This window comes from Phyllobacterium sp. 01N428, from assembly GCF_056399405.1.
The window spans coordinates 64,686-78,637 of record NZ_JBFTRH010000003.1 but is presented as its reverse complement, the minus strand read 5'-3'; the positions used below and the strand labels follow the sequence as shown (position 1 = coordinate 78,637).

Here is a 13,952-nt window from a genome sequence, read left to right as displayed (position 1 = left end):
TTGGCCGACGCATCGATCCTTCCCGCCGCCATATCCGGCATGTTCGGGCTCCTGTCGCCAAATCCACCGGGGTGGGGCGGCAATCTGCTTCGCGGGCTCTTTCACTCGCTGCAGATCGCACTTGGTTCGTTCGGCATTGGGCTGATCATCGGAACGCTCGGCGCCTACGGCAAGCTCTATGGCGGCCCGATTGTCCGCGACATTGCCGCAATCTATACCACTATGGTGCGAGCAATACCCGAACTGGTGTTGATTCTGCTGCTCTATTATGCCGGCACGGACCTCATCAATCGCCTGTTCGAGGCCCTCGGTTACAGCCGGGTCGATATTAGCGGACTTGTCGCCGGTATCGTCGTCCTCGGTTTTGTCCAGGGCGCATATGCAACTGAGGTCTTGCGCGGCGCAATCAAATCCATTCCGCAAGGCGAGATCGAAGCGGCGAGGGCCTATGGCATGTCGCCGAGCCTGATGATGCGGCGCATCACGCTGCCCGCGATGCTGCCGCATGCGCTCCCGGGACTAGCCAATCTGTGGCTGATCGCCACCAAGGATACATCGCTTCTGGCCGTCGTCGGTTTCGCCGAGCTTACGCTCGAAACGCGCCAGGCGGCGGGTGCGACCAAGGCCTATTTCCTCTTCTATATGGCAGCAGGCGCGCTCTATCTGTTCATCACGCTGTTTTCAAACGCCATCATCGGCCGGGTCGAAATCTGGGCCCGACGCGGCATGCCCTCCGTTAAGGAGGCGCATTGATGTCCGAAACGCCTATTGAAGTCCCGATCGAGACATTTCCGATCCACAAGGAAAGCGGCGGGATCCGCATCGCAAGCCTGCTGCAGCCGCATCGCATCGTCATGATGCTGATCGGTTTGGCGTTGATTGCGTCCGCCGTTTTCTTCATGCGCTGGGACTGGCTGCAAAACTACGGCGACCTTATCGCTCAGGGCCTGTGGCGGACGATCTGGATCCTGATCGTGACGGTTATCCTGGGCTTCCTGCTGGCGGTGCCGCTGGGACTCGCCCAGGCGTCCGGGCCGGCGATTCTCGCTATTCCGGCCAAAATGTTTTGCACCGTCATCCGCGGCACGCCGCTGCTGCTGCAACTCTGGCTGCTCTATTACGGCCTCGGTTCGCTCTTCCCGCAATATCCGTGGATACGCGGATCGGAACTCTGGCCCTACTTGCGGCAGGCTTGGCCCTATGCAGTGCTGGCGCTGACCTTGTCCTACGCGGGCTATGAGGGCGAGGTAATGCGGGGCGCATTCGCCAGCGTTCCCAAGGGACAATTGGAAGCCGCACGTGCCTTCGGCATGCCTCGCTTCACGATCTTCAGGCGGATATGGCTGCCGCAGGCGATCCATCGGGCGCTGCCGACGCTTGCCGGCGAGGCTGTCCTGCAGCTGAAGTCGACGCCGCTCGTTGCCACGATCACCGTCGTCGATCTCTACGCGGTCGCTTCGCGTGTCAGGCAGGATACGTTCCTGACCTACGAGCCGTTGCTCCTCCTTGCCGCGGGATATCTCGTGATCACCGGCATTATCGTGATGCTCTTCAGGCGCGTTGAAAGAATGATCCCCTCGAAGCTCGGATGAAAAACTCGGGTGTGGCGCAAATTGTGTGAGTTATGTCGCAGCTGTTTTATGCCTGCTCGCGAGCAGATGCGCATAGTGTGGGCAAAGGAACACCTCGCAAAGACGAGAAAATGGGATTCTGGCTTTCGCCGGGCGTCACGCCTTCGGCGGGCATTGTCTGTTTTCAACTCTGCGCGAGATGAAAGGCGATAATGCGGACAGTCGAAACGTTTCCTCATAATGTCATCGAGCATGCCGATATGGGCATCGTCCTGGCTGATGGTTGCCGGCTCTCGGCGCGGGTGTGGATGCCGGAAAATGCCAACGATAGTCCGGTTCCCGCCATTCTCGAATTCCTGCCCTATCGCAAGCGTGACGGAACGACGGCGCGCGACAATCTCACCCATCCGTATTTTGCCGGCCACGGTTATGCCTGCCTGCGTGTCGACATGCGCGGCAATGGCGATTCCGAAGGGCTCATGGAGGATGAATATTCCGAACAGGAACTTGCCGACGCGTGCGAGGTGATCGACTGGATCGCCGCGCAGCCATGGTCGACCGGCAAGGTTGGCATGATGGGCATATCCTGGGGCGGCTTCAATTCGTTGCAGGTAGCAGCGCTCCAGCCCGAGCCGCTCAAGGCCATTATCACGTTGTGCTCGACCGACGATCGCTTCGCCGATGATATCCATTACAAGGGCGGCCTGCTGCTCAATGAGAATCTCGGCTGGGGCGCAACAATGCTTGCCTATTCCTCGCGCCCGCCAGATCCGGCGCATGCCGGCGCAAAATGGCGGGAGATGTGGCTGGAACGTCTGCACAACGAGCCGTTCCTGCCAGCTGTATGGCTCAAGCATCAGACGCGCGACGACTATTGGCGGCGTGGCTCCGTCTGCGAGGAGTTTTCGGCGATCAAGGCTGCGACCTTGGCGATCGGCGGCTGGGGCGATGCCTATAAGAACGTCGTGCCGCGCCTGATGGAAGGTATAACCGCGCCGGTCAAAGGAATTATCGGTCCGTGGGTACACAAATACCCGCACTTTGCCGTGCCGGAACCGCGTATCGGCTTCCTGCAGGAGGCGCTGCGCTGGTGGGATCGCTGGCTCAAGGATATCGATACCGGCGTCGAGAACGATCCGGCGTACCGTGGCTACCTGATGGATTCGGTTCGTCCGAAAAGCTGGTACACGGAACGGAGCGGCTATTGGATTGCCGAAAACGAGTGGCCTTCGCAACGTATCGGCAGCAAGGTGCTTCACCTTGCGGGCGACCGGTCACTGGCGCCGGAAGCGAGCGAAAGCTTTTCGCATCTGGTCGCGTCGCCGCAGGATTGCGGCATGATGAGCGGCGAATATTGTGCGATCTGGCTCGGACCGGAAATGCCCGGCGACCAGCGCCGCGACGACGCGCTTTCGCTTTGCTATGACACGTCCCTCGACGAGGCAATCGACATTGTCGGAGCGCCGGAAATCACGCTTACGCTCTCGAGCAACAAGCCGGTGGCCATGGTTGCGGTGCGGTTGTGTGACGTCCATGCGGATGGCGCATCGACCCGCATCACCTATGGCGTCTTCAATCTCTGTCATCGCCATGGCCATGACAATGCCGAGCCACTGGTGCCCGGCGAGCAAGTGACAATTACCTTCAAGCTCGACGATATTGCCTATAGGGTCCCGGCCGGGCACACCTTGCGCGTGGCTGTTTCGACGTCTTATTGGCCGCTTGTCTGGCCGTCGCCATCCCATGTCAGCCTCAGCATCCACGCTGGCAGCGTGGCAATTCCCTCGCGCCCGCTTACGACCGGCGACGAGTGGACTTTCCCCGAGCCGGAAGGCGCATCGCCATGGCAAATTGAAACATTGCGCGAAGGTGGAAATAGCCGGACGATCGAACACGATCAGGTAAGCGGCAAGATCACCTTGCTGATCGAGGATGATTTTGGCGAGGCGCGTGACAAGGATCATGGGCTGATCCATGGCGGCGTAGCGCGCGAGCGCTGGGAAATCCATCCTGACGATCCGTTATCGGCCTATGGCGCGACGCATTGGACCGAGATTTCCGGACGCGATAATTGGCGTACGCGCACCGAGACCTACACGACGATGCGATCGGACCAACACAATTTCTACCTGACGGGGCGTATCGAGGCTTACGAAAACGACAATGTCGTCTTCGAGCACGACTTCGCGGAAACGATCAAACGAAGCTTCATTTGAATATCAAATGAGCCGGGGAGGACTATTTAGCAATCAACAGTTGTAATCCACGGGTATCAAGTCACATTATCACAAAAACCAATCCGGGCGCGTTGCGCCGGAGCAAGAAGGGGAACTGGTATGTCTAAAGAACTCGAATATCTCAGCCGCAAGGTCGCACGCGGTCACATCTCCCGCCGCGACTTTCTCGGCCGGGCAGCCGCACTTGGTGTTACGACCGTATTTGCCAACTCCCTCTTGTCCAGTGCTGCACTTGCCGAAGGGCCTGTAAAGGGCGGCACGCTCAAGGCGGGCATGCAGGGCGGTGCATCCACGGACAGTCTTGACCCTGCGACCTGGCAAAGCCAGGTGCCCTACAAGTTCGGCCGCCAGTGGGGCGAGCAGCTTGTCGAGATTCAGCCCGATGGCAAGCTTGAGCCGAAACTCGCCGAAGAGTGGGGCTCATCGGACGACGCAAAGGTATGGACCTTCAAGATCCGCAAGGGTGTGCAGTTCCACGACGGCAAGGAAATGACGCCGGACGACGTTGTCGCCACCATGGAACGCCACTCGGACGCGAACTCCAAGTCGGGCGCCCTTGGTATCATGGGCGGCATCGAGAACGTGAAGAAGGACGGCGATACGGTTGTTTTCACATTGAAAGAAGCCAACGCCGACCTGCCGTTCCTGATGGACGACTATCACCTGATGATCCAGCCGAACGGCGGCAAGGACAAGCCCACCGCAGGTATCGGGACGGGACCATATAAGGTCGTCACCGATCAGCCGGGCGTACGTCACATTGGCGAAAAGTTCGCCAACTACTGGAACGGCGACAAGCGCGGCCATGCCGACCAGATCGAAATCATCGTTATCAACGATGCGACCGCCCGTACCGCGGCTCTTCAGTCCGGACAGGTTCACATGATCAACCGCGTCGAGCCGAAGATTGTCGATCTCGTCAAGCGCGTACCCGGCGTGACCATCCAGAACGTGGCCGGCAAGGGGCATTACGTGTTCATTGCACATTGCAACACGGCGCCTTTCGATAATGTCGACCTGCGTCTTGCGCTGAAATACGCCATGAACCGCGAAGAGATGGTGCAGAAGATTCTGCGCGGCTACGGCTCCGTCGGCAATGACTTCCCGATCAACAAGGCCTATCCGCTGTTCTCCGATGATATCGAGCAGCGCACCTACGATCCGGACAAGGCCGCGTTCCACTTCAAGAAGTCCGGCCATGACGGCACCGTTCTCCTGCGCACATCCGATGTCGCCTTCCCGGGCGCAGTCGATGCGGCGCAGCTCTATCAGCAGAGCGCTGCAAAGGCCGGCATCAAGATCGAAGTCAAGCGCGAGCCTGGCGACGGCTACTGGTCGGAAGTCTGGAACAAGCAGCCCTTCTCGGAATCCTATTGGGGCGGACGTCCGACACAGGACCAGATGTATTCCACGGCCTACTATTCGAAGGCCGACTGGAACGACACGCGCTTCTTCAATCCCAAGTTCGACCAGATGCTGATCACCGCGCGCGGCGAACTCGATGAGGGCAAGCGCAAGCAGATGTACCGCGACATGGCCATCATCGTTCGCGATGAAGGCGGTGTCATCGTGCCGATGTTCAACGACTTCATTGACGCGACCAGCGCCAAGGTCGGCGGCTGGGTGCCGGACGGCAATCAGGAGATGAGCGGCGGCTATGCTCTGTCGCGCTGCTGGCTGAACGCCTGATCGGCGGCGGGCGGATGAGTGCACCTGTCCTGAAACTGGTGGCCCAGCGCATTGCGATGGGCCTTCTGCTCCTGCTTGCGGTCTCGGTGCTCATCTTTGCCGGCACGCAAATCCTGCCGGGCGACGTGGCCCAATCCATCCTCGGCCAATCGGCCACGCCGCAGGCGCTTGAAAACCTGCGGCGTGACATGGGTCTGAACGACCCTGCCTATATTCGCTACCTGCGCTGGCTCGGCGGGATCCTGACCGGCGATCTCGGGACGGCACTTTCCAGCGGACAGGATATCGCGACGTCGCTGAAAGAGCGGCTATGGAATACGCTGTTCCTGGCATTCTGGGCGGCGGTGGCGTCCATTCCGCTTGCCATCATGCTCGGCCTCTTGGCGGTGCGTTACCGCAACGGCTTCGTCGATAAGTTGATCTCCGGCCTCGGTCTCGCTTCGACCTCGCTGCCCGAGTTCTTCACCGGCTACCTGCTCATATATTTCGTTGCGGTGCGGCTGCAGTGGTTCCCGAGCGTATCGACCGTCTATGAGGGCATGCCGCTCGGCGAGCGGCTGAGCGCGATTGCCTTGCCGGTGACAGTGCTAACGCTTGTCGTTCTCGCGCATATGATGCGCATGACGCGCGCGGCAATCCTCAACGTCATGCAGTCTGCCTATATAGAAACGGCCGAACTGAAGGGGCTTTCGCCGCTTCAGATCATTACCCGGCATGCGTTTCCCAATGCGATTGCGCCGATCGTCAACGTCGTGATGCTCAACCTCGCATTTCTTGTGGTCGGCGTCGTCGTGGTCGAGGTGATCTTTGTTTATCCGGGCATGGGCCAGTATCTTGTCGACCACGTGGCCAAGCGCGACGTTCCGGTCGTGCAGGCATGCGGGCTGGTTTTCGCGGCCGTCTACATAAGTTTGAACATCATTGCTGACATCGTGGCGATTGTTTCCAATCCCCGCCTCCGGCATCCGAAGTAGGGGCGCGCCATGCTGAACGTCAAAGCTATTCCCATCAGTGCATGGATCGGCCTCATCATTACCGCCGTGTTCCTGTTTGCGGCTATATTCGCTCCATGGGTCGCGCCATATCCCGTCGGCGAGACGGTAGGCGATGTGTGGGAGCCCTCGTCGGCCAAGTATCTGCTCGGTACCGATAATCTCGGCCGTGATCTCCTGTCGCGCATGATCTACGGTGCACGCATCACGATCTTCATTGCCGCCATGGCGACGGCCCTTTCCTTTATTCTCGGATCGGTGCTGGGATTCGCCGCCGCCGTCGTCGGCGGATGGTTCGACCAGCTCATGTCACGCTTTGTCGATCTGATCATGGCAATTCCGACGCTGATCTTTGCGCTCGTCGTGCTTTCGGTCCTGCCTGCCAATGTGGTCACGCTCATTTTCGTCATGGGCCTGCTCGACGCCACCCGCGTCTATCGACTGGCGCGGGCCGTCGCGGTGGATATCAACGTCATGGACTTTGTCGAGGCCGCAAAGCTGCGCGGTGAGGGCCGGGTATGGATCATATTTCGCGAAATCCTGCCCAATGCGCTCACCCCGCTTATCGCTGAACTCGGGCTGCGCTTTATCTTTGCCGTGCTTTTCCTGTCGGCGCTTTCCTTCCTCGGCCTCGGCGTGCAACCGCCGGATGCCGACTGGGGCGGCATGGTCAAGGAAAACAAGGAAGGCATCGTCTTCGGCGTGCCGGCGGCGCTTATTCCTGCAGCGGCGATTGCCGTTCTCGCGATCTCGGTCAACCTCGTTGCCGATTGGATATTGAACCGGACGACAAGTCTGAAGGGAGGTCGCAATGGCTAAGGCACCAAGGAAGGACAAGACCGGTCTCCTGCTCGATATCCAGAACCTGCGCATCGAGGCCACCAGCTACCCACCCGGTGAGCCGCCGCGCAACGTCGTCATCGTTGACGACGTGTCAGTCAAGCTCGAGCGCGGCAAGGTGCTCGGCCTTATCGGCGAGTCCGGCGCCGGCAAATCCACCATTGGCCTGTCAAGCATGTGCTATGGCCGGGGAGGCGTGCGCATTACTGGCGGGCAAGTGATCCTCAACGGCCGCGATCTTGTCAAAGGCGGCCCGCGCCTGTTGCGCCAGGTCCGTGGCAAGGAGGTCTGTTACGTCGCACAGTCGGCTGCCGCCTCTTTCAATCCCGCCCGCAAGCTCATGGAACAGGTCATAGAAGCTGCGCTTCTGCACCGCATTTGTTCGAGGGCAGAAGCCGAGAAGCGTGCGATTGGCTTGTTCAAGAAGCTTGGACTTCCGAATCCCGAGACCTTCGGTCAGCGTTTTCCCCATCAGGTATCCGGCGGCCAGCTGCAACGCGCCATGACTGCCATGGCATTGTGCTCGGAGCCCGACCTCATCGTCTTCGATGAACCGACGACGGCGCTGGACGTGACCACCCAGATCGATGTGCTGGCATCGATCAAGGAGGCCATTCACGACACCAATGTCGCCGCGCTCTATATCACGCATGATCTTGCTGTCGTGGCACAGGTCGCCGACGACATCATGGTGCTGCGCCATGGCAAGCTCGTCGAATATGGCGATACACGCCAGATCATCAAGGAGCCGCGCCAGCAATATACCAACCAGCTTGTTTCCGTGCACCACATTCCGCACGAGCAGAAGAACCCGAACGATGCGCCGGTGCTGGCGGTCAACAACATTACCGCGGCCTATGGGGGCGGACTGGTCAAGGTGCTCAAGAACGTTACCGTCGACGTCCATCTCGGCCAGACGCTGGCCGTCGTCGGCGAGTCCGGTTCTGGCAAGTCGACGCTGGCTCGGGCCATCACCGGGCTGTTGCCGCCGATGGAAGGCAGCATCACGTTCAACGGGCGCACACTGTCGCCGCGCCTCGCCAACCGCACGCGCAACGATCTGCGCGAGTTGCAGATGATTTACCAGATGGCGGATGTCGCGATGAACCCGCGCCAGACCATCGGCACGATTATCGGCCGTCCGCTCGAATTCTATTTCGGCATGAGAGGAAAGGAGCGCGACGCTCGTGTTCGCGAACTGCTCGACAAGATCGAGATGGGGACGGGCTTTGCCGATCGCTACCCGGCCGAGCTGTCAGGCGGACAGAAGCAGCGTGTCTGCATCGCGCGCGCGCTTGCCGCCAAGCCCAAGCTTATCATCTGCGACGAGGTGACGAGCGCGCTCGATCCGCTGGTGGCGGACGGCATCCTCAAGCTTCTGCTCGATCTGCAGAAGGACGAGAACGTCGCCTATATCTTCATCACCCACGATCTTGCCGTGGTAAAATCCATCGCCGATGCGATCGCAGTCATGTATCGCGGCGAAGTGGTGCGCTACGGTCCGAAGACTGAGGTGCTGAAGCCGCCTTTCGACGCCTATACGGATCTGCTGCTGTCGTCGGTGCCGGAAATGGAGCTTGGCTGGCTCGAAGGCGCCATGAAGAACCGGCGCATGGCGAGCGCCGGGAATTAGATGAATCAAAGCTGGCCGGGCCAGCGGCCTTGCCCGAGCAGATGCACGGCGGTGACGATCCGCCGGAAGCTTGACCGCGCCCGCTCGACACTGTGGCGGGCGCGCAAATAAGCGTGGATCAGGCCCGGCTCATTGTTCCAGATAGCCTTGCCGCCAGCTGCGAGAATCTTGTCGCGGTAGTGCCGGCCATCGTCCGAGAGCGGATCGCATTCGGCGGAAATGACAATTGTCGGCGGCAACCCGCCAAAATCCGGATCGTTGAGGGGCGAGAAACGCGGATCAGTGGACCAGTTGAAGCCGCCGCCACGAATATTGGCGTAGTAGACGGTATCACGGGTCGACAGCATCGGCGCTTCGGCGTGAGTGAGATACGAGCCCTGATCGGTCGCGCCACCGAGCCCCGGATAGATGAGAACCTGGCCGATCGGTGCGCGGTCATGGCTGCGGACGTGATGGGTGACGGCTGCCGCCAGATTGCCGCCGGCGCTGTCTCCGCAAATAATAATTGGAAGATCCGAGGTGGCGGCCACGTGTTCGAAGGCTGCGAGGCAGTCGCGGAACGCCGTGGGGTGCAGGTGCTCGGGTGCGAGGCGATAATCGACCGACACGATGCGAAAGCCCGTTCCATCACAAATCTCGGCGCAAACGTCATCATGGCTGTCGAGCCCGCCGACGACGAAGCCGCCACCGTGGAAATAGAGGCAGACAGCTTCGGGCTTTGAGCCGCTTTTGTCATAGACACGGACCGGTATACGGTGGTCGCGCGCATCGATGAACGCATCCATCGATGACACTGCCTGTGGATAGCCGGCAAAGAATGCGCGGCACATCGTGTTATAGACGCCGCGCTGCTCTTCGATAGTCAGGTCTATCGCGTCCGGGGGATAGAAACTGTTGGTCCTGTCGATGAACGCCCAGGTCTCTTTATCGATCAGGACGGAATAGTCTGTGCTCATCTACCCTTCCAGACAGGTTCACGCTTCTCGGCAAAGGCCTTGAATCCTTCCTGTCCGTCTTCCGAGGCATAGAGGATATCGACCGTGCGGAACTTCCGCTTGGTGATCATATTCATTGCCTGCTGGAATGTCATGTTCTCTGCTTCGCGGGCGACTTCCTTGATCGCGGCGAAAACGAGCGGTGGACCGCTTTCGAGGAGGCGGGCGATCTCCCAAACACGCTCCATCAGCTTGTCCTTGGGCAGAACCTCGTTGACGAGACCCCAGCGATGCGCCTCGGCGACATCCATCCAGCGACCGGTCAGAAGCAGGTCCATCGCGACGTGATAGGGAATGCGCTTGGGCAATTTGACCGTCGCGGCGTCGGCCAGGGTACCGGCGCGAATTTCGGGCAGGGCGAAGCTCGAATGATCGGATGCGAGGATCATGTCGCAGGAAAGCGCGAGTTCGAAACCACCGCCGACGGCCATGCCGTTGACCGCGGCGATGACCGGCTTGTTCAGGTCGCGCAACTCCTGCAGACCACCGAAACCGCCGACCCCATAGTCGCCGTCGACGGCGTCACCGCCTGCAGCTGCCTTCAGGTCCCAGCCGGCGCAGAAAAACTTGTCTCCGGCGGTCTGGACGATGGCGACGCGCAATTCGGGATCGTCGCGGAATTCTCTGAACGTTTCGCCCATGAGGCGGCTCGTGATCAGATCGATCGCATTCGCCTTCGGGCGGTCGAGCGTGACCTCGAGAATGCCGCCCTCGCGCCTTGTCCTTATAACGTCGTTCAATTCAGCTCTCCCTTTGTGACCAGCAGCGCATCGGCAATCCACGCGCCGTCTCCCTTGCCGCAGACGAGCAGCGGATTGACATCCAGCTCGGCTATGCGGCCTGCATTCTTCACGGCAAACGTGGCAATTGCCGCTATGGCATCAATCGCGGCATCAAGATCCGCCGCCTTCCTGCCGCGATAGCCGTCGAGTAGCGGGAACATGCGGAGCGAACGCAGTGCCGCCTCGATATCTTCACGGCTCGGTGGGAGCAGCAACGTCGCCGTATCCTGCAGCAGTTCGACGAGAACGCCGCCGGTTCCAAGCGTCATGACCGGGCCGAACTGCGGATCATCGACTATGCCGACAATGAGTTCGGCGACAGCACCCGTTACCATGCGCTCCACGTAAAGTCCTGTTCCAAGGCCGGCAAGGTCATTCGCCGCGCTTCGAACTTCATCGCTGCTTTTAAGGTTCAGGCGCACCGCATTATGCTCGGATTTGTGGGCGATGCCGAGCGCCTTCAAGGCAACCGGATAGCCGAGACCGTTGGCGATAAGGACTGCCTCATCGGCTGTCTGGCAACGGCGACCCTCCGGCACGGGGAGTTCCAGCCTGCGCAACAGCGCCTTGGCGTCCGCCTCATCGGGAGTGGCGGGTTCGTAAGCGTTTGAACTGCCAGGTGCTGCGACGGGTGCGGAAGCGTTACGCTTCCAGGCACGGCCGATGAACGCGGCGGCCTCGGCGGCGTCGAACGCTTCGGTGATGCCGCAAAGAGGCGCGATCCCGCTTTCCATCAGCCCGGCCATGTATTCTTCGGGAATGTTTTCGGGCAACGACGCTACAATCGCTCCCTTGGCGCGATTGGTCTTGAGCGCACTTTCGAAGCCGCGCACCGTCGACCACCAATCCACGTCCGAGCAGCGATCCTTGCGCGGAAAATCAAGAACGAGGCAGCTTAAGGCGAAGCCGCCGGAAACCATGGCGGTGAAGGTCTCTGTCAGGGCCGGTTCGTTGTTCCAGATGAAAGTATGATAGTCGAGCGGGTTCGCCACGGCGACGAGTGGCCCGAGCGTTGCCTTGACGCGCGCCCTGTGTTCCGGCGTGAGCGCCGGAAATTCCACCGAGCGGCCCTCGGCGCTGTCTGCCATCACCGATGCCTCGCCGCCTGAACAGCTCATCGAGCACAGTGTGTTGCCATCGAGAGGGCCATGGACGTGGAGGAACTTCAACGTTTCGAGGAACGAGGCGATCGAGTTGACGCGGGCTATGCCGAGCCGTTTCAGGAACGCGTCGGATGCAGCGTCCGACCCTGCTAGCGATGCCGTGTGCGAGACCGTCGCCGCGCGTGCCTGCGCCGACCGGCCGACCTTCATGGCGACAATCGGCTTGCCGAGTTCGCGCGCCCGTTTTGCCAGAGCCTCGAATTTCGGCGCCGACTGGAATGCTTCGATATGCAGACCGAGCGCAGTCACGCGGTCGTCTTCGAGAAGTGCGATCGCCATGTCGGGAAGGCCGGTCTGCGCCTGGTTGCCCGCGGTCATGACGTGGGCGATCGGCAATCCGCGGTTCTGCATCGTCATGTTGATGGCGATGTTGGACGATTGCGTGATGATCGCAACGCCGCGCTCGTTAGAACCAAGCCGGCGGCCGCCGTGCTGGTCCGGCCACAGCAGGGCGCCGTCGCAATAATTGATAAGGCCGTAGCAGTTCGGTCCGATGATCGGCATGTCGCCTGCCGCTTCAACGAGCTCCTCTTGCAAGCGTGCGCCATCGGCATCATCCGCGCCGGCTTCAAGGAAGCCCGAGGCATAGCAGACCGCGACGCCAGCGCCGGCGTCGCGCAACTGCCGCACGATATCGAGCGTGACGAAACGGTTGACGCCAACAAAGGCGGCATCAGGACTTCCGGGAAGATCGGCTACCGAGCGATAGACCTTGAGGCCGAGGATCTCGTCATGCTTGGGATGGACCGGCCAAATCTCGCCGGTAAACCCCATTTTCTGTGATTGCTTGATGACTTCGATGGCCTGGAGGCCACCGAAGACAGCAATGGATTTTGGCCGAAGCAGCCGGTCGAGCTTATGCGATGCCATGCAATGCTCCGTTATGCGCCATGCGGGCGGAGCAGGGCACGCGAGATGATGTGCCGCTGGATCTCGGACGTGCCTTCCCAGATGCGCTCAACGCGGGCATCGCGCCAGATGCGTTCGAGCGGCAGGTCATCCATAAGGCCCATGCCGCCGTGAATCTGGATCGCCTCGTCGGCGACGAAGGCAAGCGTCTCGGTCGCCTTCAGCTTGGCCATCGCCATGTCCTGGTCGGTCACTGTACCCTGGTCGAATTTCCAGCCGGCTTCGAAGGTTAGAAGGTCCGCCGCCTTGAGCTCCGTCGCCATGTCGGCGAGCTTGAACGAAACGCCCTGGAACTTGCCGATCTGCTGGCCGAACTGTTGGCGCTGGGCAGCATATTCAATGGCGTGGCCGAGCGCACGTTCAGCGCGGCCAAGGCACGTCGCCGCAACCTGCAAGCGGGTTGCGCCAAGCCAGGTGTTGGCGACCTCGAAGCCTTTGTGAACTTCGCCGAGGATCGCATCCTGCGGCAGGCGGCAATCGTCGAATTCAACGATGGCATTGGTATAGCCGCGATGCGAGACATTGCGGTAGCCTTCGCGGATCGTCATGCCGGGATGGCCCTTGTCCACGAAGAAGGCGGTGATTTTCTTCTTTTTGCCGCGCGGCGTCTCTTCTTCGCCCGATGCAACAAAGAGTATGACGAAATCAGCTTCGAGCGCATGGCTGATGAAATGTTTGGTGCCATTGACGACCCAGTCGCCGCCCTTTTCGACAGCGGTCGCCTTCATGCCGCGCAAGTCCGAGCCCGCGCCGGGTTCGGTCATGGCCAGGCAGTCGGACTTTTCGCCGCGAATGCAGGGGTAGAGGTATTTCTCTTTCTGCGCATCGGTGCCTGCAAGCAGGATATTCGACGGGCGCCCGACGCAGGTCCAGTGCAGCGCATAATTGGCGCGGCCGAGTTCCTTTTCGTAGAGCAGCCAGGTGACGGTATCGAGCCCCGCGCCGCCGACTTCCGCGGGCATGTTGGCTGCATAAAGTCCGGCTTCCATCGCCTTCTGCTTGAGCTCGTCAGCGAGTTCCTTGCGCAAGACGCCCGTGCGTTCCACCTCCGCTTCGTGCGGGTAGAGTTCGTTCTCGACAAAGGCGCGCGTCGTTTCGACGATCAGCCTTTGCTCCTCCGAAAGACCGAAATCCATGTGCG

At 60.5% G+C, this 13,952-nt stretch carries 11 protein-coding genes; 7 read left to right on the top strand and 4 right to left on the bottom strand.

The window, feature by feature from the left end:
* Nucleotides 1-39: 39 nt before the first annotated feature.
* The 7 genes from AC1DNI_RS10400 (at nucleotide 40) to AC1DNI_RS10370 (ending at nucleotide 8,962) form a co-directional block, all read left to right on the top strand.
* Complete coding sequence (locus AC1DNI_RS10400; RefSeq protein WP_091923007.1) at nucleotides 40-753, top strand: ABC transporter permease; 714 nt, start codon at nucleotides 40-42, stop codon at nucleotides 751-753.
* On the top strand, nucleotides 753-1,592 hold the full coding sequence (locus tag AC1DNI_RS10395; RefSeq protein ID WP_477691838.1) for an ABC transporter permease: 840 nt from the start codon (nucleotides 753-755) through the stop codon (nucleotides 1,590-1,592). Before AC1DNI_RS10400 ends, AC1DNI_RS10395 begins: the two co-directional genes overlap by 1 nt.
* Before the next feature lie 191 nt (nucleotides 1,593-1,783).
* Complete coding sequence (locus tag AC1DNI_RS10390; RefSeq protein WP_477691837.1) at nucleotides 1,784-3,787, top strand: CocE/NonD family hydrolase; 2,004 nt, start codon at nucleotides 1,784-1,786, stop codon at nucleotides 3,785-3,787.
* Nucleotides 3,788-3,907: 120 nt separating this feature from the next.
* Nucleotides 3,908-5,497 (top strand): ABC transporter substrate-binding protein, encoded by a 1,590-nt coding sequence (locus tag AC1DNI_RS10385; RefSeq protein WP_027232563.1) that lies wholly within the window; start codon nucleotides 3,908-3,910, stop codon nucleotides 5,495-5,497.
* Between the two features lie 14 nt (nucleotides 5,498-5,511).
* On the top strand, nucleotides 5,512-6,471 hold the full coding sequence (locus AC1DNI_RS10380) for an ABC transporter permease (protein WP_477691836.1): 960 nt from the start codon (nucleotides 5,512-5,514) through the stop codon (nucleotides 6,469-6,471).
* 9 nt (nucleotides 6,472-6,480) lie between these two features.
* The gene (locus AC1DNI_RS10375; RefSeq protein ID WP_027232565.1) at nucleotides 6,481-7,308 is read left to right on the top strand and encodes an ABC transporter permease; all 828 of its coding nucleotides are present in this window, start codon (nucleotides 6,481-6,483) and stop codon (nucleotides 7,306-7,308) included.
* Complete coding sequence (locus AC1DNI_RS10370) at nucleotides 7,301-8,962, top strand: ABC transporter ATP-binding protein (RefSeq protein ID WP_477691835.1); 1,662 nt, start codon at nucleotides 7,301-7,303, stop codon at nucleotides 8,960-8,962. The genes AC1DNI_RS10375 and AC1DNI_RS10370 overlap by 8 nt, the downstream gene beginning before the upstream one ends.
* A 5-nt stretch (nucleotides 8,963-8,967) precedes the next feature.
* Here AC1DNI_RS10370 and AC1DNI_RS10365 read toward each other — a convergent pair whose 3' ends face one another.
* From AC1DNI_RS10365 to AC1DNI_RS10350, 4 genes are read right to left on the bottom strand one after another with little or no spacing between them, the layout of a single operon-like run.
* The gene (locus tag AC1DNI_RS10365; protein WP_477691834.1) at nucleotides 8,968-9,918 is read right to left on the bottom strand and encodes an alpha/beta hydrolase; all 951 of its coding nucleotides are present in this window, start codon (nucleotides 9,916-9,918) and stop codon (nucleotides 8,968-8,970) included.
* On the bottom strand, nucleotides 9,915-10,697 hold the full coding sequence (locus tag AC1DNI_RS10360) for a carnitinyl-CoA dehydratase (protein ID WP_153667542.1): 783 nt from the start codon (nucleotides 10,695-10,697) through the stop codon (nucleotides 9,915-9,917). The genes AC1DNI_RS10365 and AC1DNI_RS10360 overlap by 4 nt, the downstream gene beginning before the upstream one ends.
* Entirely contained in the window at nucleotides 10,694-12,772 is a 2,079-nt protein-coding gene (locus AC1DNI_RS10355; RefSeq protein WP_477691833.1) for an acetate--CoA ligase family protein, read from the bottom strand. Before AC1DNI_RS10355 ends, AC1DNI_RS10360 begins: the two co-directional genes overlap by 4 nt.
* Nucleotides 12,773-12,783: 11 nt before the next feature.
* Nucleotides 12,784-13,947 carry an acyl-CoA dehydrogenase family protein gene (locus AC1DNI_RS10350; protein WP_477691832.1) on the bottom strand — a complete coding sequence of 388 codons (1,164 nt, stop codon included), beginning with the start codon at nucleotides 13,945-13,947 and terminating at the stop codon, nucleotides 12,784-12,786.
* Between the last annotated feature and the right edge of the window lie 5 nt (nucleotides 13,948-13,952).

Excerpts from the sequence above, each read along its gene's own strand:
- AC1DNI_RS10400 (WP_091923007.1), top strand. The coding sequence starts at position 40 with ATGTTCGGGCTCCTGTCGCCAAATCCACCGGGGTGGGGCGGCAATCTG.
- AC1DNI_RS10395 (WP_477691838.1), top strand. The coding sequence starts at position 753 with ATGTCCGAAACGCCTATTGAAGTCCCGATCGAGACATTTCCGATCCAC.
- AC1DNI_RS10390 (WP_477691837.1), top strand. The coding sequence starts at position 1,784 with ATGCGGACAGTCGAAACGTTTCCTCATAATGTCATCGAGCATGCCGAT.
- AC1DNI_RS10385 (WP_027232563.1), top strand. The coding sequence starts at position 3,908 with ATGTCTAAAGAACTCGAATATCTCAGCCGCAAGGTCGCACGCGGTCAC.
- AC1DNI_RS10380 (WP_477691836.1), top strand. The coding sequence starts at position 5,512 with ATGAGTGCACCTGTCCTGAAACTGGTGGCCCAGCGCATTGCGATGGGC.
- AC1DNI_RS10375 (WP_027232565.1), top strand. The coding sequence starts at position 6,481 with ATGCTGAACGTCAAAGCTATTCCCATCAGTGCATGGATCGGCCTCATC.
- AC1DNI_RS10370 (WP_477691835.1), top strand. The coding sequence starts at position 7,301 with ATGGCTAAGGCACCAAGGAAGGACAAGACCGGTCTCCTGCTCGATATC.
- AC1DNI_RS10365 (WP_477691834.1), bottom strand. The coding sequence starts at position 9,918 with ATGAGCACAGACTATTCCGTCCTGATCGATAAAGAGACCTGGGCGTTC.
- AC1DNI_RS10355 (WP_477691833.1), bottom strand. The coding sequence starts at position 12,772 with ATGGCATCGCATAAGCTCGACCGGCTGCTTCGGCCAAAATCCATTGCT.
- AC1DNI_RS10350 (WP_477691832.1), bottom strand. The coding sequence starts at position 13,947 with ATGGATTTCGGTCTTTCGGAGGAGCAAAGGCTGATCGTCGAAACGACG.